The organism is Pseudomonas sp. NIBRBAC000502773 (genome assembly GCF_006517195.1).
In the GTDB taxonomy this organism is placed as follows: domain Bacteria; phylum Pseudomonadota; class Gammaproteobacteria; order Pseudomonadales; family Pseudomonadaceae; genus Aquipseudomonas; species Aquipseudomonas marginalis.
On record NZ_CP041189.1, the window covers coordinates 5,985,840 to 6,002,705 of the forward strand.

The 16,866-nt window shown below is 61.7% G+C and carries 22 protein-coding genes; 12 read left to right on the forward strand and 10 right to left on the reverse strand.

Annotated elements, in window-relative coordinates:
- The first annotated feature begins 39 nt into the window (after window positions 1-39).
- Window positions 40-1,359, forward strand: coding sequence for an Nramp family divalent metal transporter (locus NIBR502773_RS27650; RefSeq protein ID WP_141157455.1), 1,320 nt, complete (start codon window positions 40-42; stop codon window positions 1,357-1,359).
- A gap of 21 nt (window positions 1,360-1,380) precedes the next feature.
- On the opposite strand, the gene NIBR502773_RS27655 is transcribed toward NIBR502773_RS27650, so the two are convergent.
- The 3 genes from NIBR502773_RS27655 to NIBR502773_RS27665 form a co-directional block, all read right to left on the reverse strand.
- Complete coding sequence (locus NIBR502773_RS27655; RefSeq protein WP_065939788.1) at window positions 1,381-1,758, reverse strand: type II toxin-antitoxin system VapC family toxin; 378 nt, start codon at window positions 1,756-1,758, stop codon at window positions 1,381-1,383.
- Complete coding sequence (locus tag NIBR502773_RS27660) at window positions 1,755-2,114, reverse strand: type II toxin-antitoxin system Phd/YefM family antitoxin (protein WP_177414157.1); 360 nt, start codon at window positions 2,112-2,114, stop codon at window positions 1,755-1,757. The genes NIBR502773_RS27655 and NIBR502773_RS27660 overlap by 4 nt, the downstream gene beginning before the upstream one ends.
- 116 nt (window positions 2,115-2,230) lie before the next feature.
- Window positions 2,231-3,163, reverse strand: a complete 933-nt coding sequence (locus NIBR502773_RS27665; protein ID WP_065939868.1) for a LysR family transcriptional regulator — start codon at window positions 3,161-3,163, stop codon at window positions 2,231-2,233.
- 118 nt (window positions 3,164-3,281) lie between these two features.
- On the opposite strand from NIBR502773_RS27665, the gene NIBR502773_RS27670 reads away from it, so the two are divergent.
- The 3 genes from NIBR502773_RS27670 (at window position 3,282) to NIBR502773_RS27680 (ending at window position 4,487) form a co-directional block, all read left to right on the forward strand.
- A complete protein-coding gene (locus NIBR502773_RS27670) occupies window positions 3,282-3,770 on the forward strand; it encodes a DMT family transporter (RefSeq protein WP_065939787.1) in 489 nt (162 codons plus the stop codon).
- A gap of 4 nt (window positions 3,771-3,774) precedes the next feature.
- On the forward strand, window positions 3,775-4,227 hold the full coding sequence (locus NIBR502773_RS27675) for a DMT family transporter (protein WP_027607512.1): 453 nt from the start codon (window positions 3,775-3,777) through the stop codon (window positions 4,225-4,227).
- Window positions 4,228-4,316: 89 nt separating this feature from the next.
- Window positions 4,317-4,487, forward strand: coding sequence for a metallothionein (locus NIBR502773_RS27680; RefSeq protein ID WP_074846300.1), 171 nt, complete (start codon window positions 4,317-4,319; stop codon window positions 4,485-4,487).
- A 44-nt stretch (window positions 4,488-4,531) separates the two neighbouring features.
- Here NIBR502773_RS27680 and NIBR502773_RS27685 read toward each other — a convergent pair whose 3' ends face one another.
- Both NIBR502773_RS27685 and NIBR502773_RS27690 read right to left on the reverse strand, forming a co-directional pair.
- Complete coding sequence (locus NIBR502773_RS27685) at window positions 4,532-4,795, reverse strand: hypothetical protein (RefSeq protein ID WP_065939786.1); 264 nt, start codon at window positions 4,793-4,795, stop codon at window positions 4,532-4,534.
- A gap of 16 nt (window positions 4,796-4,811) precedes the next feature.
- Window positions 4,812-5,054 (reverse strand): DUF6555 family protein, encoded by a 243-nt coding sequence (locus NIBR502773_RS27690; protein WP_141157456.1) that lies wholly within the window; start codon window positions 5,052-5,054, stop codon window positions 4,812-4,814.
- A 116-nt stretch (window positions 5,055-5,170) separates the two neighbouring features.
- Here NIBR502773_RS27690 and NIBR502773_RS27695 point away from each other — a divergent pair, with 116 nt between their 5' ends.
- From NIBR502773_RS27695 to NIBR502773_RS27705, 3 genes are all read left to right on the forward strand, one after another.
- Complete coding sequence (locus NIBR502773_RS27695; protein ID WP_141157457.1) at window positions 5,171-5,947, forward strand: helix-turn-helix transcriptional regulator; 777 nt, start codon at window positions 5,171-5,173, stop codon at window positions 5,945-5,947.
- A gap of 69 nt (window positions 5,948-6,016) precedes the next feature.
- The gene (locus NIBR502773_RS27700; RefSeq protein WP_081744482.1) at window positions 6,017-6,190 is read left to right on the forward strand and encodes a DUF1427 family protein; all 174 of its coding nucleotides are present in this window, start codon (window positions 6,017-6,019) and stop codon (window positions 6,188-6,190) included.
- A 30-nt stretch (window positions 6,191-6,220) separates the two neighbouring features.
- Complete coding sequence (locus NIBR502773_RS27705) at window positions 6,221-7,180, forward strand: zinc-binding alcohol dehydrogenase family protein (RefSeq protein WP_141157458.1); 960 nt, start codon at window positions 6,221-6,223, stop codon at window positions 7,178-7,180.
- A 16-nt stretch (window positions 7,181-7,196) separates the two neighbouring features.
- On the opposite strand, the gene NIBR502773_RS27710 is transcribed toward NIBR502773_RS27705, so the two are convergent.
- The 3 genes from NIBR502773_RS27710 to NIBR502773_RS27720 form a co-directional block, all read right to left on the reverse strand.
- Complete coding sequence (locus NIBR502773_RS27710) at window positions 7,197-8,225, reverse strand: purine nucleoside permease (protein WP_141157459.1); 1,029 nt, start codon at window positions 8,223-8,225, stop codon at window positions 7,197-7,199.
- A 14-nt stretch (window positions 8,226-8,239) separates the two neighbouring features.
- Window positions 8,240-9,187, reverse strand: coding sequence for a nucleoside-specific channel-forming protein Tsx (locus NIBR502773_RS27715; protein ID WP_027607506.1), 948 nt, complete (start codon window positions 9,185-9,187; stop codon window positions 8,240-8,242).
- 155 nt (window positions 9,188-9,342) lie between these two features.
- Window positions 9,343-10,281, reverse strand: coding sequence for an AraC family transcriptional regulator (locus tag NIBR502773_RS27720; protein WP_141157460.1), 939 nt, complete (start codon window positions 10,279-10,281; stop codon window positions 9,343-9,345).
- Between the two features lie 210 nt (window positions 10,282-10,491).
- Here NIBR502773_RS27720 and NIBR502773_RS27725 point away from each other — a divergent pair, with 210 nt between their 5' ends.
- Both NIBR502773_RS27725 and NIBR502773_RS27730 read left to right on the forward strand, forming a co-directional pair.
- Window positions 10,492-11,802, forward strand: coding sequence for a sugar ABC transporter substrate-binding protein (locus NIBR502773_RS27725; RefSeq protein ID WP_141157461.1), 1,311 nt, complete (start codon window positions 10,492-10,494; stop codon window positions 11,800-11,802).
- Between the two features lie 21 nt (window positions 11,803-11,823).
- Window positions 11,824-12,597, forward strand: a complete 774-nt coding sequence (locus tag NIBR502773_RS27730; RefSeq protein ID WP_141157462.1) for an L-iditol 2-dehydrogenase — start codon at window positions 11,824-11,826, stop codon at window positions 12,595-12,597.
- A 138-nt stretch (window positions 12,598-12,735) separates the two neighbouring features.
- Here NIBR502773_RS27730 and NIBR502773_RS27735 read toward each other — a convergent pair whose 3' ends face one another.
- A complete protein-coding gene (locus tag NIBR502773_RS27735) occupies window positions 12,736-13,428 on the reverse strand; it encodes an NUDIX hydrolase (protein ID WP_141157463.1) in 693 nt (230 codons plus the stop codon).
- Window positions 13,429-13,574: 146 nt separating this feature from the next.
- On the opposite strand from NIBR502773_RS27735, the gene NIBR502773_RS27740 reads away from it, so the two are divergent.
- Genes NIBR502773_RS27740 through nadE form a run of 3 tightly spaced genes read left to right on the forward strand, consistent with a single transcriptional unit; the run spans window position 13,575 to window position 16,265 of the window.
- Complete coding sequence (locus tag NIBR502773_RS27740; protein ID WP_115489128.1) at window positions 13,575-14,222, forward strand: nicotinamidase; 648 nt, start codon at window positions 13,575-13,577, stop codon at window positions 14,220-14,222.
- Between the two features lie 11 nt (window positions 14,223-14,233).
- The gene (gene pncB, locus NIBR502773_RS27745; protein WP_141157464.1) at window positions 14,234-15,451 is read left to right on the forward strand and encodes a nicotinate phosphoribosyltransferase; all 1,218 of its coding nucleotides are present in this window, start codon (window positions 14,234-14,236) and stop codon (window positions 15,449-15,451) included.
- Between the two features lies 1 nt (window position 15,452).
- Window positions 15,453-16,265, forward strand: coding sequence for an ammonia-dependent NAD(+) synthetase (gene nadE, locus NIBR502773_RS27750; protein ID WP_141157465.1), 813 nt, complete (start codon window positions 15,453-15,455; stop codon window positions 16,263-16,265).
- Here nadE and NIBR502773_RS27755 read toward each other — a convergent pair.
- Window positions 16,255-16,743 carry a type VI secretion system tube protein Hcp gene (locus NIBR502773_RS27755; RefSeq protein WP_141157466.1) on the reverse strand — a complete coding sequence of 163 codons (489 nt, stop codon included), beginning with the start codon at window positions 16,741-16,743 and terminating at the stop codon, window positions 16,255-16,257. The genes nadE and NIBR502773_RS27755 overlap by 11 nt on opposite strands.
- Between the last annotated feature and the right edge of the window lie 123 nt (window positions 16,744-16,866).

Consider the following 16,866-nt stretch of genomic DNA (forward strand, 5'->3'; position numbering starts at 1 on the left):
AGCTGAGCCTCTGTCGAGTGTGTTTGCCTGGGATACCGTGTGAAATTCAGCCTGCCAAAAATCGCTACCGCTCCATTCTGCCCGCCGGAAGTGGCCGGCTCCGTTGTCGTTGACCCCAAGGCGTCATTCTTCAAACGCATCCTGATGTTCGCCGGGCCCGGCCTGCTGATCTCCATCGGCTACATGGACCCGGGCAACTGGGCCACGGCTATCGAAGCCGGATCGCGCTACGGCTACAGCCTGTTGTTCGTGGTGCTGCTGGCCAGCCTGGCGGGGATGGCGGTGCAGTGCCTGTGCTCGCGCTTGGGTATCGCTACCGGCAAGGACTTGGCTCAACTATGCCGTGAGCGCTACAGCAAACGCTCCGCACGCACCCAGTGGGTGCTGGCGGAAATCTCCATCATCGCCACCGACCTCGCCGAAGTGCTCGGCTGCGCCCTGGCGTTTCACCTGCTGCTGGGCGTTTCCCTGACCACCGGCATTGTCATCACCGCCTTCGATACGCTGTTGGTGCTGGCTCTGCAGAACCGTGGTTTTCGCCGCCTGGAAGCGATCATGCTGGCGCTGGTGGCGACCATCGGTGTGTGTTTCTTCATTGAGCTGGTGCTGATCAAACCGTATTGGCCGGATGTGCTCAGCGGCTTTACCCCATCACTGTCGGCCATCAGCGATGCCGCGCCGTTGTACCTGGCCATCGGTATTCTCGGCGCCACGGTGATGCCCCATAACCTCTACCTGCACAGCTCGGTCGTGCAAACCCGTCTGATCGGCAAAGACCTCGCCAGCAAACAGGATGCGATCAAGCTGGCCCGGATCGACACCATCGGCTCCCTGGCCCTGGCCCTGCTGGTCAACGCTGCGATCCTGATACTCGCCGCCTCCGCCTTCTACAAGACCGGGCACACTGAGGTGGTGGAGATCCAGGACGCCTACCGCCTGCTTGACCCGTTGGTGGGCGGCGCCTTTGCCAGCATCCTGTTCGGCATCGCCTTGCTGGCGTCCGGGCAAAGCTCGACCTTTACCGGCACTATCGCCGGGCAAGTGATCATGGAGGGGTATCTCAACCTGCGCATTCCCTGCTGGCAACGCCGCCTGATCACCCGTGGGCTGGCGCTGATCCCGGCGTTTCTCGGGGTGTGGCTGATGGGCGACCAGGCCATTGGCAAGCTGCTGATCCTCAGCCAGGTGGTGCTCAGCCTGCAACTGCCGTTTGCCTTGTACCCGTTGATCCGCATGACCGGCGACAAGCAACTGATGGGGCCGTTCGTCAATCGCCTGCATACCCGGGTGCTGGCGTGGTTTCTGTTTGCGCTGATCAGTGGGGCCAATGCGTGGTTGATCGGGCAGTGGGTGTTCTGAGTTCCAGGCCGTGGGTGCGGGCTATACCAGGATTGCCAAGGATGTGTACTGGGCAATCTGCGTGTCGGCGGTCAATAGCCTCATCGGTTCACTGATGGCTGTCGCTACGATAAGCCGATCAAAAGGGTCTTTGTGATGAGGCTCAAGATCCTTTACGGCAATCGCGTGTTCCGAGGTGATGGGCAGTTCGACGAAACCGCTTTCAAGGCAATATCCCCGGATTTCGTCCAGGTCTGCATCGAGTTTTCCAAGGCCGACCTTGATCGCCATTTCCCAGAAGGTTGCCGCGCTGACGTAAATCTCTACGGCATTCTCGATCAGTCGTCGGGCTTTGCTGGATAGCTTCGGGTCGTCAGTCAGTGCCCAGAGCAGAACATGGGTATCCAGCAGCACTCTCATGGATGGCTGCCCTCAAACGCATCCAGCAGGTCGCCTGGCAGGGGCGCATCAAAGTCCTCGGGGACAACGAGCTTTCCTTTCATCGCGCCAATTCGCTGACCTTTGGATTTCCCCACGGGAACGAGTTGTGCCATCGCACGTCCATGCTTGGCAATGGTGATAATTTTGCCGGCGGCGGCGTCATCCACCAGTTTTGACAGGTTATTCTTTGCTTCGCCCAAGGGTACGGTAATCATGAGGTGCTCCACGTATTTTGGCCAAATATAGCCAAAACTGGGTGAGCTATCCAAGACGAGCCGACCGCTGGTTGCCGCCGCACGTTCAGCGCGCGACGGCTTTGGGTACATGAAAACCATGGCATCTCTCCAAAAAGACATCGCCAAAGTCTGCCCCAATGCACCCTGTCCAAAATAGAGTGGCCCGTTAAATCAGACCGAGCCTACTTTTACTACTCGGAAAATTCCTCAACCGCTCATCGATCCCAATACGGTACCGTCCCAAAACACTCCACAAAATAATCGATCACCGTGCGCACCTTCAGCGACAGCCTGCGGCTCCCCGGCCATAGCGCCGCGATCTGCTGCGGCTCCAGCGTGGTCGCCACTTCGTATTCCGTCAGTACGGCTTGCAGGGTGCCAGCGCGCAGGCCTTCGCCGATCAGCCAGGACGGAAACACCACCAGGCCCAGGCCTTGTTCGGCGGCGTGGGTGAGGGTGTCGGCGTGGTTACCGGTGATCGGGCCCTTGACGCTGTAGGGCGTCCAGTCGCCCTGGCCTTTGCGGAAGAACCAGCGTTGCTGGCCGGTGATGCCCTTGTAGGCCAGGCACTGGTGATGGAGCAGTTCCTCGGGGTGCTGGGGCGTGCCCTGGCGGGCCAGGTAGGCGGGGCTGGCGGCAAGGCGAAAACGCTGGGGGGCGAAGATGCGCGCCTGCATGCTGGAGTCGTTGAGCACGCCGATACGGAACAGCAGGTCGGTGCCGTCTTGCAGCGGGTCGACGTATGTATCGGTTTGCTGGATGTCCAGTTGCAGCTTCGGGTAGCGCCGGCATAACTCTCCCAGCCACGGTGACAGGTGACGCTGGCCGAACACCATCGGCGCGTTGATGCGCACCAGGCCGCTGGGTTCGCTTTCCTGTTCCTGCAGGGCCTGGCCGGCGGCTTCCAGCTGTTCGAGCATCAAGCGTGCGTGTCGCCCCAGCAGGCGCCCGGCCTCGGTGGGGCTCACCGCGCGGGTGTGGCGGTAGAGCAACTGCTGGCCGAGGGCCTGCTCCATCAGTTGGATCTGCCGGGAGATGGAGGAGGGCGCCAGGCCTTCACGGCGAGCTACTTCGGAAAAGCTGCCGTGGTCCAGCACCGCGACGAACAGGCGCAGTGCCTTGAAACTCAATTCATTCAAGCCCTGCATCAGGCCTCCAGGTTGTGCGTATTACGCAAAGGTGTTGTCGGCATGCTCCCATTTATCGCACAGGACGGCCACCGGATAATGCGCGTCATCCAATCCTTTGTTGACGTGCAGGTGATGTATGCAAGCAAGTTCCATCGAGGCTGTGGCGCAAGCCACGCCGAAGAAAAACCTTCTACGGCTGCTGTTGTTGCCGCTGGTGATCCTGGCCGGCATGGGCTTGTCGGTCGAGGCGGGATTGCTCGGGCCGCTGGGCGTGCAAGTGGGGCACCTCTGGGCAACCTTGAGCATCTTCGGCGTCGGCTCGGCGATTCTGTTTTTGCTGCTGCTGTTCAGCGGCCCGCAAAAGGGCCCGGCGTTGTCCGAGTTGCCGCGCTGGCAACTGATCGGTGGGTTCCTGGGGCCTATGTATGTGGTGGTGCTGACCCTGGCCACGCCGCACATCGGTATTGCCATGACCATGATCGCGATTTTGTCCGGCCAGGTGGGCAAGAGCGTGCTGATCGACCATTTCGGCTGGTTCGGCACTGCACGCAAACGGGTCAATGGCGAGCGCTGGATAGCCCTGGCGTTGATTGTGGCGGCACTTGTTCTGATTGCACGAGGGTAAGGCGATGAATCTGATTCTGTTATTGGTGCTGGTGATTGCTGCCGGTGCGGTGTTGAGTGTGCAGGCTGCAATCAATGGTCGTCTCGGCCAGGCGGTGGGCGTGTTGCGCAGCAGTCTGCTGACGTTTGCGGTGGGCGCGCTGACCACCGCGCTGCTGATTTTCTTCTTCGAGCCGGCCCAGTCCGTGAGCCTGCTCGACGTACCCAAATGGCAATTGACCGGCGCCCTGTTCGGCGTGGTGTACATGATGGTGATGGTCGGGGCCGTGCCGGTGGTCGGTACTGCGGTGGCAACCGTGGCCGTGATCACCGGGCAATTGGGCATGGGCATGCTGATCGATAACTTTGGGTGGCTGGGCAACCCGGCCGTCGAACTGTCGAGCAGCCGCATCCTGGCGATGGTGTGCCTGGCTCTGGCCCTGGTGTTCATGTACCGCAGCAATACACGCACGGACTGATGGTTTGAACCATCGCCGACGCCTGGCAGTCACTGCTTAAGGTGCCGGCAACCGCCGCACCGGACGACCATAGAAGAAGGAGTCTGGCCATGCCTGATCAAACCTGTGCCTGCCCGCATTGCAAGTGTGTGCTGGGCGTCGATGCGGTAATGAAGGACGGTAAGGGCTATTGCTGCCAGGGCTGTGCCGAGCACCATGCCCATGGCGAGCCTTGTGCGGCGGCGACGGGGTGCGAGTGCGCCAAGTCGGCTAAAGGCTGAATACGTTCGCAGGGAGCGTCAATAGCGCGCTCCCTGCGTATCGCTTACTGGGGTTCCAGCTCCAGGCGCAGGCTGTGGTCGGACAAGCGCCGGCTGTCTTTTACCACGCCGCTGGTTCGTCGACCTTCGAAGGCCAGCACCAGGGTCTGCGCATCATGCAAATCGTCCGGCAGCGGCTGGAACACTTTCAGCACCAGCCAGCCGGGTTTGCGCTGCAAGCTGACCTGGCACTCGACATGCCTGGCCAGCGGCCCGAACAAGGTGTCGCGCGTGTAATCAATGCGCGCCTTGCCGTTGATTGAATCCATGGTTATCTCTCCCTGATCAAGCCTGGGCGCGCACATCCGAGCGGCGCCATTGCACGTTTTTTATGCCGAATTTCTCGGCCTGTTCCTGGCTGGTTTTCTTCACCCGCTCGCGGGCAAACCGGCCGATACGGCCCACGCCGGCGTCACAGCTTGCCCAATGCCAGGCCTCCAAGGTATCGAGCCTTTCCAGACGAATGATGAATGACTTGGCTTCGCCATGAAGGGTGTAGTCGATCACAAACAGTTTTGCGTTATTCATTGGCCCCTCAACCCTGGTGGTGTAAGCAAGTGATCGCCCTCGGCGGTAAAAATTCACTCGGATTGTCGGACGGTGGTCTTTACCATGGCGGCTGACTCCCGATAGATGTGCTCCCCATGGCCCTGGCTGCACCCCCCGACCTCAGTGATCACGCCGTCCCCGTGCAACCCTTGGCGCGCACCTACCCGCGTGGCCTGTACGTGGAGCCCCATCGCCACGACTGGGGCCAATTGCTCTATGCCATGAGCGGCGTGATGTGGGTCGAGACCCCTCGTGAAGCCCTGGTGGTGCCGCCCCAGCGCGCGGTCTGGCTGCCGCCGGGCGTGGAGCACGGCATTCGGGTGGTGTCGGATTTGCAGATGCGCAACATCTACTTGCGTCCGGCCCTGGCGGCGACATTGGACAGCCAGGTGCAGGTGATTGAAGTCGGTGGGCTGCTGCGTGAGTTGATCGTCACGCTGGTGGAACAGGGCGACAGCGGTGACGCGGGGTATTACGCCGCCTTGGTCGGCCTGGCGCTGCTGGAGTTGCAACGGGCCCGGCGCTCGCAGATTCGTATCGCCATGCCGGTGGAGGCTGACCGCCGGCTGATCAGCGCGTGCCAGGCGGTCATGGCGGCGCCGTCCCTGGAGATTCCTTTCGAGCAGCATGCCGAAGCGGCCGGTGCCAGCGTGCGTACCTTGGCGCGACTGTTCCAGCACCACCTGGGCATGGGCTTTGCCGAATGGCGCCGCCAGGTGCAGTTGGCCACGGCGGTGGCCGAGTTGATCCAGGGCCAGTCGGTCAGTGCTGTCGCGCGTTCCCTGGGCTATTCGCCGAGCAGTTTCAGCGACATGTTCCGGCGTGAACTGGGGATGGCGCCTTCCCAGTATGTGAGTTGGCCGAAATCCTGAAGCGTTTGGCCGATGCTGCCGGGATGGGCTTCCTACACTAAGCCCATCAAACCACCAGGCGTCGCCCCCATGAGTTACCTGATCTCTCTTGGCATTGGCCTCTTTGTCGGCGTGATCTACGGCGCGCTGGACTTCCGTTCGCCCGCACCGCCTGCTATTGCGCTGGTGGGCCTGATGGGCATGCTGCTCGGCGAAAAACTCTGGCCCATGGGGCGGCAGTTGCTCAGCGGTTGGTGGTCCTGATTCCTCTTCTCCCTTCGATGGATACTGGCAATGAAAGCACTGCAATTTTCCGCTACTGGCGACCTCGGCGCCCTGAGCTTCGTCGACGTCGCCACGCCGGTACCGGCCGCCGATGAAGTGCTGGTACAGATCAAGGCGGCGGGCCTCAACCCCAGCGACGTGAAGAACGTACTCGGGCGTTTCCCCTACACCACCGTGCCGCGCATACCTGGCCGCGACTTCGCCGGCGTGGTGGTGCAAGGTCCGCAGGCGCTGGTGGGGCAGGAGGTCTGGGGCACCGGTCGCGACCTGGGCTTTTTCGCCGACGGTTCCCACGCCCAATACCTCACCGTGTCGGCCAAAGGCGTGGCGCATAAACCTGCCCACCTGAGTTTTGCCCAGGCCGCCAGCCTGGGAGTGCCCTACACCACGGCCTGGGATGCGCTGCAGCGCAGTGGCGTGGGCAAAGGCACGCGCTTGCTGGTGATCGGCGCCAATGGGGCGGTGGGCAGCGCGGCATTAGCCTTGGGGAGGGTCCTGGGTGCCCAGGTGTTGGCGGCGGTGCGCAAGGCTGACCAGGTCGAGGTATTGCAGGCGCAAGGGTTCGACGCGATTGCGTTGGGCAAGCCCGAAGCGCTGGGCGCGCAGGTGAATGCGGTGTTCAAGGGCGGCGCCGATGTGATCTTCGACACCACCGGTTTCTGGCTGCCGGCGGCCGTGGCAGGCCTGGCGCCGTTCGGTCGCATCGCGATCATTGCCGCGCCGGTGGACGGTCACGTACAAATGCCGGCCCTGGCCCTGTATCGCAAGGGCGGCTCGGTGGTGGGGATCAATTCATTGCTCTACAACTGTGAGCAGTGCGCGGTGATGCTGGAGCAGTTCGGACGTTTTTTCGACGAGGGCTTGTTGCCGCTGCCCAGCGGCCTGCGCGTGGTGGCGCTGGCCGATGGGGTGCAGTGCTATGGGGAGGTGAACCAAGGCAGCGCGGACAAAATCATCTTCCTGCCTTGACACCTTTTGGGCTGCACTAGGCTTCCGGAACGCCTTTTTCCCAGGCCGACCAGTTGTTGAGGATCGCCTGTACCAGCGGGTTCCCCGTGCGGTACAGGTTTTCCAGCGCCGGTACGAAACCGCCCTGGTCGGCGTATTTGAGCAGGTTGTCGACTTCGCTGTAGCCGGGGTATGGGCGGTCGAAGTCCGAACCGGCACGTACGACGGCCAGGCGCTGGATGTCCACCAACCCCTCGCGGCTGGCGCGCAGCAAGGCTTCGTAGGTGGAGTTGTCTTCCTGTTGGGTGGTGCAGTACTCGCCTTTGTTATCCGTGAGCAACTTGGTCCACACCTCGGCGCGTTCGCTCAGGCGCGTACCGGAGAACCAGGTATTGCCCGCGAGGGTGTCGCAGCGGGTGACTCGCGGCGGCTGGTTGGCGGGCGCGGCGGGGTAGTGTTTGCGCCAGGCGGCGGACTCTTTGCTTTCCGTAAGTTCGACTGTGTGCGACAGGGCGAACGCCTTGGCCTGCAGCTTGGGGTTCAGCTCAAACACTTCGGTCTTGTAGTCCAGCGGCGGCTTTTCGTTGGGCCCCTTGGTGTTGATGCCAAGGTAGCCGGTCGGCCAATCCTTGGGCGCATCCCGCGAATCCAGCTCCCACTGGGTGCCGAACTCCACCAGGTAGTGGGCCCAGGCGGCAGTGCCGATGGTGCCGTGTTTCGGGCTGATCCCGGCAATCCCGGCGATCAGGAAATAGCTCTGGCGCAGGTCGAACTTGGGCGACAACGCCAGGGCCAGGGTGGACGCGGCGGCGTTGGTCTGGCCCATGCCGGTCACCAGCAGGCACACGTCCCGGGTGTTGCAACGGATCACTGGGTATTCGGCAGACAGTCCCGGCACGCGCACTTCCTGCTTGAGTTCCAGGCGGTCGATCCAGGTTTGCGCCTCGGGGGCGAACATGGTGATCAGCATCACCTTGGGCTTGATGGGGGCAGCAGAATCAGCCAGCGCCACATGGGGCAGCAGCGCCAGGCCGACGGCCATGGAGAGACGGGTAAACGTATTCATCTAATACTCCTTGATCAGAATTGGTAGCCCACGCCGGCGTAATAACCCCAGCCGTCGGAGCGGGCGCGGAAGTTACCCTCGCCGAAGTTCAACTCACTGCCATCTTCCCAGTTGCCGCCGTTATGAAAATAACGACCGACCAGGGTGAAGCGCAGGTGGGTGAAGGAATACAGCAGCACGTTGGTCGCCACCAGGGCGTTGGCGGTGCGCGCCGGGTTGTCCTTGTGCAGGTCCGAGCCGAAATCGTAGTTGGTGAAACCGATATAGGTCAGCGACGCACCGTTGTCGAACTTGCCGATGGGCACGATGTATTTCATCTGTGCGCGGTAGCCATCCCAGGAATACTCATTGCTGGCGCCGTAGTTTTCCCACTGGTAACGCCCGTAGAAGTTCGCCGACAAGTTGACTCGCGAATGGGTGTCGATGTCCGTACCGAGGCCGCTGTACAGGGTGTTGGCGCGGTTGGCTTTGTTGCTGCCGTGGTCGTAGATCCAGTCGAACGCCACATACCATTCCTTGAACGGGCCGATGGCCAGGCTGCGTCCGGCCAGGTAGTCGATGGAGATACGCGGCTCGTGCTCCATGAACACCGGCGAGCCATGGTCCCACGCGCCTTTGTCGTTACTGTTGCCGATGCCGAGGATCTTCGGCACGTCGATGTAGCCGTACAACTCGAAGGGCCCCTTGCGGCCGAAGTACTCGTATTCCAGGTACACATCATCCTGGGGCTTGGGGCCGAAGCTGATGTCTTTACTGCCGATCAGCGTCAGGTCCTGGTTGAACCATTCCGACAGATAGACGCCTTTTTTCGCCGGGCTGGCCTCAGGGCTCAGGGTTTCGCCCTGTGCTGAGTCATCCACGGGTTTTTCCTGCGCCAAAATGGGCGCGCTGAGTACTCCCGTTACGGCGGCCAGTAGCAAGGAAACACCAAAGCAGGCACGGGGCCTTGAGGTGGGGTGCATTGAAAGTCCCTATTCGTACGCGGTTTGAACCCGATTCATCGGGTCGTGGTGAACTTGGCGGTCAAGTTCGTACCGCAAACGGTTGCACAGGCTGTACCAACTTTGCTTAATGGCTTGAATGCCATGGAAAAAAGCAGAATTACTCGACCTTTTGATCAGAAATGACTGGGTGCCATTTTTTCGAAGGGGTTTAACAGGTGCATCGCCGTTTCGCGGCGATATTCGCTGGGCGTCTGGCGCATCTCGATCCGAAAGTGCCGGTTGAAGTTGGACAGGTTGGCGTAGCCCACTTCAAAACAAATATCCGCCACCGACATCTCGCTTTGCAGCAGTAACCGACAGGCGCGTTGCACGCGGAATTTGCGCATCAGGTCGATAAACCCATGGCCCGTGTTGCGCTTGAAGAAACGTGAGAAGCCCGGTTCGCTCATGTCCAACTGTTGGGCGATGACCGAGAGGCGCACGTCGCCGGTGAGTTCGCGCATCAGGTAGTCGAAGGCCTTGTTGATGCGCTCGGCGCTGCGTGCGTCCAGGGTCGGGGCGTAACAGGGGCTGGCCAGGGCCTTTACCTGCTGCGCCGGGGCGTTTTTCAGGCTGTCTAGCAATTGCAGGAACAGGATCAGCCGTTGCAGGCCGTGGGCGTTGCCGATGGCCTCCATCAAGCGTGCGGCCTGCACGGCGGTGTCGCCGCTGAACTCCAGGCCACGTCGGGCTTGTTCGAACAACGGTTGCAGGTCGCCGAGTTCCGGCAGGGTCTTGCGCAGGGCGAGGAGGGCGGCGCCGTCGAATTGCAGCACCACGTCACGGCCGGCCAGGTGTTCGCCGGGCGCCAGTTCGCCGATCCAGTCGTGGGGCAGGTCCGGGCCGATCAGCGCCACATGCCCGGCGTCGAACGCACCGATATAGTCGCCCGCCACCAACTTGCCGCTGCCTTGGCGGATCAGGTGGATTTCAAATTCGGGATGGTGATTCCAGCGTGCCAGATCGTAGGGGTAGTCATGTTCGAACCAGCGAAAGCAGTGCTGCGGCTCGGGCAGGATCACCTCAAGCTCGGCGGGGCGATGTTCGAACAGCTTGGCGCGGCTGACGGGCATGGTGCTGCCTCTTCTATGGGTGCAGTCGCCTCAAAATACGCGGGTGGCACTACCTGCGCTACCCCCGGTTTCGCCCGGCACTGATACTTTTTTGCGCCCTATGCAGCGGTTAAAAAAGTATCAGCCAGGCATGCGTCAGGCGTTTGTGAGGGCCTGGCCCAAGCTGCTGTAATCGGCCCTCAACAACAAAAACAACAGGTGGAAACCGCTATGTCCAAGATTCCGCAAGCGTTGTTCCTGCTTTCCGGCCTGGCCTTGGCCATGCCGAGCCAGGCTGCCGATACCGTGACCATCGCCACGGTCAATAACAGCGACATGATCCGCATGCAACGCCTCTCCAAGGTGTTCGAGCAGCAGCACCCGGACATCCGGCTCAACTGGGTGGTGCTGGAAGAAAACGTGCTGCGCCAGCGCCTCACCACCGATATCGCCACCCAGGGCGGCCAGTTTGACGTGCTCACCATCGGCACCTACGAAACCCCGCTGTGGGGCGCCAAGCACTGGCTGGAACCGCTGACCCAATTGCCGGCCGATTACGACGCCGACGATATCTTCCCCTCCGTGCGCCAGGGCCTGTCGGTCAACGGCACCTTGTATGCCTTGCCGTTCTACGGGGAAAGCACCGTCACCTACTACCGCACCGACCTGTTCAAGCAGGCCGGTCTGAGCATGCCTGCGCACCCGACCTGGACCCAGCTCGGTGACTTCGCCGCCAAGCTCACGGACAAGAACAACGGCCAATACGGCATGTGCCTGCGCGGCAAGGCCGGTTGGGGTGAGAACATTGCGCTGCTGAGCACCATGGCCAACGCCTTCGGTGCGCGCTGGTTCGATGAGCAGTGGAAGCCGCAATTGACCAGTCCCGAGTGGACCGCTGCCGCCAACTTCTATGTCAACACCCTCAAGCAATACGGCCCGCCCGGCGTGTCCAGCAACGGCTTCAACGAAACCCTGGCGCTGTTCAACAGCGGCAAGTGCGCGATCTGGGTCGACGCCAGCGTTGCCGGCTCCTTCACCACCGACAAGAGCCAGAGCAAAGTCGCCGACAGCGTAGGCTTCGCCGCGGCCCCCACCGAAGTCACCGACAAGGGATCCTCCTGGCTGTACGCCTGGTCACTGGCAATCCCGGCCACCTCCCAACACAAGGACGCCGCCAAGGCCTTCATCGCCTGGGCCACGTCCAAGGGCTACATCCAGCTGGTCGCCGATAAAGAAGGCATCACCAACGTACCGCCTGGCACCCGCCAGTCCACCTACAACGCGGCGTACCTCCAGGCTGCACCGTTTGCCCAGGTGACCCTGGAGATGATGCGGCATGCCGACCCCGCGCACCCGTCGGCCAAACCCGTGCCGTACGTGGGCATCCAGTACGTGACCATTCCCGAGTTCCAGGCCATCGGCACGTCCGTCGGCAAACTGTTCTCGGCGGCGCTGACGGGGGGCATGTCGGTCGAGCAGGCGTTGCTCCAGGCGCAGTCCACCACCGAGCGCGAAATGAAACGCGCCGGCTATCCCAAATAATGTTCAAAGGACAGATGCCTTATGAAACGACTCGAAGGTAAGAGCGCGCTGATCACCGGCTCGGCGCGCGGGATTGGCCGCGTGTTTGCCCAGGCCTATATCCATGAAGGCGCGACTGTCGCCATCGCCGACATCAACCTGCAACGGGCCCGGGAAACCGCCGCCGAACTTGGTCCGCAGGCCTACGCGGTGGCGATGGACGTCACCGACCAGGCCTCCATCGACAGCGCGATTGCCGCCGTGGTCGCCCAGGTCGGCAAGCTCGACATTCTGGTCAACAACGCGGCGCTGTTCGATTTGGCGCCCATCGTCGACATCACCCGCGACAGCTTTGATCGGCTGTTCTCGATCAACGTCGCCGGCACGCTGTTCACCCTGCAAGCCGCCGCCCGGCAGATGATCCGCCAGGGCCATGGCGGCAAGATCATCAACATGGCCAGCCAGGCCGGGCGGCGTGGCGAGCCGTTGGTGGCGATCTACTGCGCGACCAAGGCGGCAGTGATCAGCCTCACGCAATCGGCGGGGCTCAACCTGATCAAGCAGGGCATCAACGTCAACGCCATCGCGCCGGGTGTGGTGGATGGCGAGCATTGGGACGGGGTGGATGCCCTGTTCGCCAGGCATGAAGGGCTGGCACCTGGCGAGAAGAAGCGGCGGGTGGGGGCAGAGGTGCCGTTCGGGCGGATGGGGACGGCCGAGGATTTGACCGGGATGGCGATCTTCCTGGCGTCCAAAGAGGCTGACTACGTAGTGGCGCAAACCTATAACGTGGATGGCGGTAATTGGATGAACTAAGCCATACACCGCTCAAAATGTGGGAGGGGGCTTGCCCCCGATGGCGGTGGATCAGTCACTCTATTTGCTGACTGTCACACCGCTATCGGGAGCAAGCCCCCTCCCACATTTGAAGGTCATCGTTCTTGAAAAGGGTGCCTAATCGGCAAAACTGCGATCAAAGAAGTAAACCGCCCCAGGCTTGAGGTTCTCCACCGTCGCCTGGGGCCTGCCGCCTTCACCCTGCTTCTTGCGCCCCGTCTCGCGCAAATATCCCGCCTCCGTCAGCTTCAACAGGCGCTGGCGAATACTGGTCTTGAGCACCGGCCGCTCCAGCACCAGGGAAAAGATCGTGGTCGCCTCCGGCGCGCTGAATTCATTGCCCAGGAACATCAGCGGCAAGTTGCTGTACAGCGACTTGGAAAACAGCCGTTCCTGCACGGCCGCGACGATGCTGTTGTGATCGAACGGCAACTTGATGCTGCCATCGGCCACCGCCTGCAGCGCGAACCAGCCTTGATGCGCACTCGGCGCCACCTCATCCGCGACGATCGCCAGGTAGTACGTGGACGACGACCAGCAACGCGGATCGCGAAACGCATCGCCCACCGTGCCCACTTGCTCGCTCCAGGCCAGCTCCAGGCCGACCTTACTGCTGGCGCGCAAGCGTTCCACCGCATCCTGGAGGCTCAGATCTTGCACGTCGCCATTCACCACCACCCCCGGCAGCGCCCAATGCCCGGCGAAGGGTTCGGCTTCGCGCTTGTTCAGCAACAACTGGAGTTCCCCGGCGGCGCGGCAGTAGCACAGCACGCACAGGTCGACGGTATGGAGGTAGGGGCTAAGGGGCATGTGACGTCCTTCTGAGCAGCGGTGGGGCACAGTCTAACGGATCGAACAGATATGTCATGTACCTGCGTCAGGATAGATAAATAAATGTTTCTTGCAATGAAAGTACATGACGTGTACTTTTGTTTCCAGGCCACAGGAGAACCGCCATGACCCTTGCGAAAACTGCCATTGCTTCATTCGACGTCGACGCGCAGAAGAGCTTCACGCCGCTGTGCCCCAACGAGTTGCCGGTGGCCGGCGGTGACCGGATCGGTGCCGAACTCAACTACATGGCCAGCCTCGCCGGCCACCGCGTCGGCAGCAAGGACGCCCACACCCCCCATGCACCCTGGGTGGTCACGCAGCACAGCGAGATGCTCCAGCCCACTGGCCTGGTACACGCCGATGTGACCTGGGTCAGCCACTGCGTGCCGGGCACCGAAGGCTTTACCTTGCTCGACGAGTTGCCCACGCCCTATGACTACGACTACTTCATCTGGAAGGGCGTCGAACCCGACCTGCACCCCTATGGCGCCTGCTACCACGACCTGCACGACAAACTCTCCACCGGTGTGATCGAGTACCTCAGGGCCCAGGGCGTCACTCGCGTGATCGTCGGCGGCCTGGCCCTGGACTACTGCGTCAAGACCACCGCCCTGCAACTGCTCAAGGCCGGCCTGGAGGTGGTCCTGCACCTGCCGGCGTGCCGGGGGATCAGTGAGGAGGGCGGTGTACAGGCCGTCAATGAGTTGCTCAAGGCCGGTGCCGTCATCAGCAGCACCCGCGAAGAACTGGCCGCGATGGCCACGCGTTAAGGAGATACACCATGGAAAGTGCCTACGACTACGAAGCCCCGGTGATCCAGGGCTTGCTCGACACCGACTACTACACCTTCACCATGATGCAGGCGGTGTTGCACCAGCACCCGAATGTCGATGTGGAATACAACTTCATCGTGCGCGCCAAGGAAAAGCTCGGCCACCTGATCCCCGAGTTGCGCGCCGAGCTTGAGAACATGGCCGGCCTGCAGATGCGTGAGGGCGAGCTGCGCTTTCTGTTCAACCCACGCTTTCGCGAATACCTGACCCCCGACTACGAACGCTTCCTCGGCCTGTTCCGCTTCAACCTGCGCTATATCCACGTCAGCGAAGTCGACGGCCAACTGAACATCCGTGTGGTCGGGCCGATGTTGCACTGCATCATGTTCGAACAACCGCTACTGGCGCTGGTCAGCGAACTGCGCAACCGCGCCAAATACCCCGACGTGACCCTGGAAGACGTCACCCGCAAGCTCTACCAGAAGTTCGACTGGCTGGAGAAAAACCTCAGCCGCGACGAGTTGGCCGACCTGCGCGTCTCCGATTTCTCCACGCGCCGGCGCCTGTCGTTCAAGGCCCAGCGCGAAGTGGTGGACATCATGCGCCGCGACTTCCCCGGCCAGTTCGTCGGCACCAGTAATGCGCACCTGGCTTACGAATTCGACCTGCCGCTGATCGGCACCATGGCTCACCAGTGGATGATGGTGCACCAGCAACTGGGGCGGTTGCGCGAAAGCCAGAATGCCGGCCTGGAAAACTGGGTGCGTGAATACCGCGGCCGCCTGGGCGTTGCCTTGACTGACACCATCAGCACCGACTTTTTCCTCAAGGATTTCGACCTGTACTTCGCCAAGCTCTACGACGGCCTGCGCCAGGACTCTGGTGACCCGATCGCCTGGGCCGACAAGGTGCTGGCCCGCTACAAACAGCTGGGTATCGACCCGATGACCAAGGACCTGATGTTCTCCGACGGCCTGAACTTCGAAAAATGCCTGCCGATCCTGCGGCACATCCGTGGCAAGGCCAAGTTCGGTTTCGGCATGGGCACCAGCCTGGCTTGCGATGTGGACGGCGTCGAGCCGCTGAGCATCGTCATGAAACTGGTGCGCGTGCACGGCGAACCGGTGGTGAAGTTCTCCGATGACCCGGTGAAGAACGTCTGCGAAGACCCCTCGTTTTTGCAGTACGCGGCGAAGGTATTCAATGTCGGCAACGTGGAGGTGTGACATGCAGGAACGTATCGCGCAGGAACTCAATATCGATCGCACATTGGTGAAGGGCGGTGAAGCCCAGGAAATCCAACGGCGCCTCGACTTCATCAAGACCACCTTGCGCCAGTCAGGCTGCAAGGCCCTGGTGCTGGGCATCAGCGGCGGCGTCGATTCCCTCACCGCCGGCCGCCTGTGCCAGCTCGCGGTGGAACAATTGCGCAGCGAGGGCTACGCCGCGCGCTTTATCGCCATGCGCCTGCCCTACAAGACCCAGGCCGATGAGAGCGATGCCCAGGCCTCGCTGGATTTCATCACCCCGGACCACATCGACACCCTGAACATCGCCGCCAGTGTCGACGGCCTGATGGCCAGCCTGACCGCCACCGAAGCCAGTGCCTCGCAGGTGGATTTCATCAAGGGCAACGTCAAGGCCCGCACCCGCATGATCGCCCAGTACGCCGTGGCCAACCTGCACAACGGCCTGGTGGTCGGCACCGACCATGGCGCCGAAGCATTGATGGGGTTTTTCACCAAATTCGGCGACGGCGCCTGCGACCTGGCGCCACTGTCGGGCTTGACCAAGACCCAGGTGCGCCTGCTCGCCAGTGCCCTTGGTGCCCCGGCGAACCTGGTGTACAAGCAGCCGACGGCCGACCTGGAAGAACTGGCGCCGGGCAAGCTGGATGAACAGGCCTATGGCTGCACGTACGAAGAGATCGATGCGTACCTGATGGGTGAGCCGGTGAGTGAGCGGGTGCGGGCGATTGTCGAGGGGGCGTATAGCAAGACAGCGCACAAGCGCGCGCTGCCTGTCGTGCCTACACCTTGATATTTTCGCGAATGTTCCAGCCGAACCGGATGGGCCCGCCATCCTTGCCGCCATCGGCTTTCTGTGGCTGGTAACTGACTTCCACCTTGGCGAAGTTAAGGCTGATTTCTTCCGTCAGTACGTCATTGGTTGCCGCTGCACGCGTGTCGTAAGTGGCAACCATGACCTCCTTCAACGTGATCACCAGATACTCCACGCTGCTGTCGCCTCCAGCCTTGCGCACCACAATGCGTGCTTCGGGGTAATGCTTGCCGGTGGCACAGGCCATCATCAGGTTTGGGGTGGATTTATCCAGTGTCTTCTCAATCGCGATATTCGCCATATTGACCTTGCCCGCGCCGCCGCCCGTACCGCTATGCATTGAGCCGGATTGGGACAGGCTCCAACCCCAACGGGTGATATCGATTTCATCACGATGCACCTGGTCCCTGGACTCGCCCTTGATGTCTCCCAGCTTCAAAAACATATCGGTCGCCATGTTCGCTCCTTGTCTGATCGTTCGCCGGTGGTGGCGCGGGGCCTACTTTTCCTATTCCCAGGATTGACTACAAGACGCTGAGGCCAGATCGGGAAGTGCCTGTCTTAAAAAAGAAAACCTTCC

Excerpts from the sequence above, each read along its gene's own strand:
- NIBR502773_RS27720 (WP_141157460.1), bottom strand. The coding sequence starts at position 10,281 with ATGCCCGTCAGCCGCGCCAAGCTGTTCGAACATCGCCCCGCCGAGCTT.
- NIBR502773_RS27725 (WP_141157461.1), top strand. The coding sequence starts at position 10,492 with ATGTCCAAGATTCCGCAAGCGTTGTTCCTGCTTTCCGGCCTGGCCTTG.
- NIBR502773_RS27730 (WP_141157462.1), top strand. The coding sequence starts at position 11,824 with ATGAAACGACTCGAAGGTAAGAGCGCGCTGATCACCGGCTCGGCGCGC.
- NIBR502773_RS27740 (WP_115489128.1), top strand. The coding sequence starts at position 13,575 with ATGACCCTTGCGAAAACTGCCATTGCTTCATTCGACGTCGACGCGCAG.
- pncB (WP_141157464.1), top strand. The coding sequence starts at position 14,234 with ATGGAAAGTGCCTACGACTACGAAGCCCCGGTGATCCAGGGCTTGCTC.
- NIBR502773_RS27685 (WP_065939786.1), bottom strand. The coding sequence starts at position 4,795 with ATGGATTCAATCAACGGCAAGGCGCGCATTGATTACACGCGCGACACC.
- NIBR502773_RS27670 (WP_065939787.1), top strand. The coding sequence starts at position 3,282 with ATGCAAGCAAGTTCCATCGAGGCTGTGGCGCAAGCCACGCCGAAGAAA.
- NIBR502773_RS27705 (WP_141157458.1), top strand. The coding sequence starts at position 6,221 with ATGAAAGCACTGCAATTTTCCGCTACTGGCGACCTCGGCGCCCTGAGC.
- nadE (WP_141157465.1), top strand. The coding sequence starts at position 15,453 with ATGCAGGAACGTATCGCGCAGGAACTCAATATCGATCGCACATTGGTG.
- NIBR502773_RS27710 (WP_141157459.1), bottom strand. The coding sequence starts at position 8,225 with ATGAATACGTTTACCCGTCTCTCCATGGCCGTCGGCCTGGCGCTGCTG.
- NIBR502773_RS27660 (WP_177414157.1), bottom strand. The coding sequence starts at position 2,114 with ATGGTTTTCATGTACCCAAAGCCGTCGCGCGCTGAACGTGCGGCGGCA.
- NIBR502773_RS27690 (WP_141157456.1), bottom strand. The coding sequence starts at position 5,054 with ATGAATAACGCAAAACTGTTTGTGATCGACTACACCCTTCATGGCGAA.
- NIBR502773_RS27665 (WP_065939868.1), bottom strand. The coding sequence starts at position 3,163 with ATGCAGGGCTTGAATGAATTGAGTTTCAAGGCACTGCGCCTGTTCGTC.
- NIBR502773_RS27715 (WP_027607506.1), bottom strand. The coding sequence starts at position 9,187 with ATGCACCCCACCTCAAGGCCCCGTGCCTGCTTTGGTGTTTCCTTGCTA.
- NIBR502773_RS27755 (WP_141157466.1), bottom strand. The coding sequence starts at position 16,743 with ATGGCGACCGATATGTTTTTGAAGCTGGGAGACATCAAGGGCGAGTCC.
- NIBR502773_RS27680 (WP_074846300.1), top strand. The coding sequence starts at position 4,317 with ATGCCTGATCAAACCTGTGCCTGCCCGCATTGCAAGTGTGTGCTGGGC.
- NIBR502773_RS27700 (WP_081744482.1), top strand. The coding sequence starts at position 6,017 with ATGAGTTACCTGATCTCTCTTGGCATTGGCCTCTTTGTCGGCGTGATC.
- NIBR502773_RS27695 (WP_141157457.1), top strand. The coding sequence starts at position 5,171 with ATGGCCCTGGCTGCACCCCCCGACCTCAGTGATCACGCCGTCCCCGTG.
- NIBR502773_RS27735 (WP_141157463.1), bottom strand. The coding sequence starts at position 13,428 with ATGCCCCTTAGCCCCTACCTCCATACCGTCGACCTGTGCGTGCTGTGC.
- NIBR502773_RS27655 (WP_065939788.1), bottom strand. The coding sequence starts at position 1,758 with ATGAGAGTGCTGCTGGATACCCATGTTCTGCTCTGGGCACTGACTGAC.
- NIBR502773_RS27675 (WP_027607512.1), top strand. The coding sequence starts at position 3,775 with ATGAATCTGATTCTGTTATTGGTGCTGGTGATTGCTGCCGGTGCGGTG.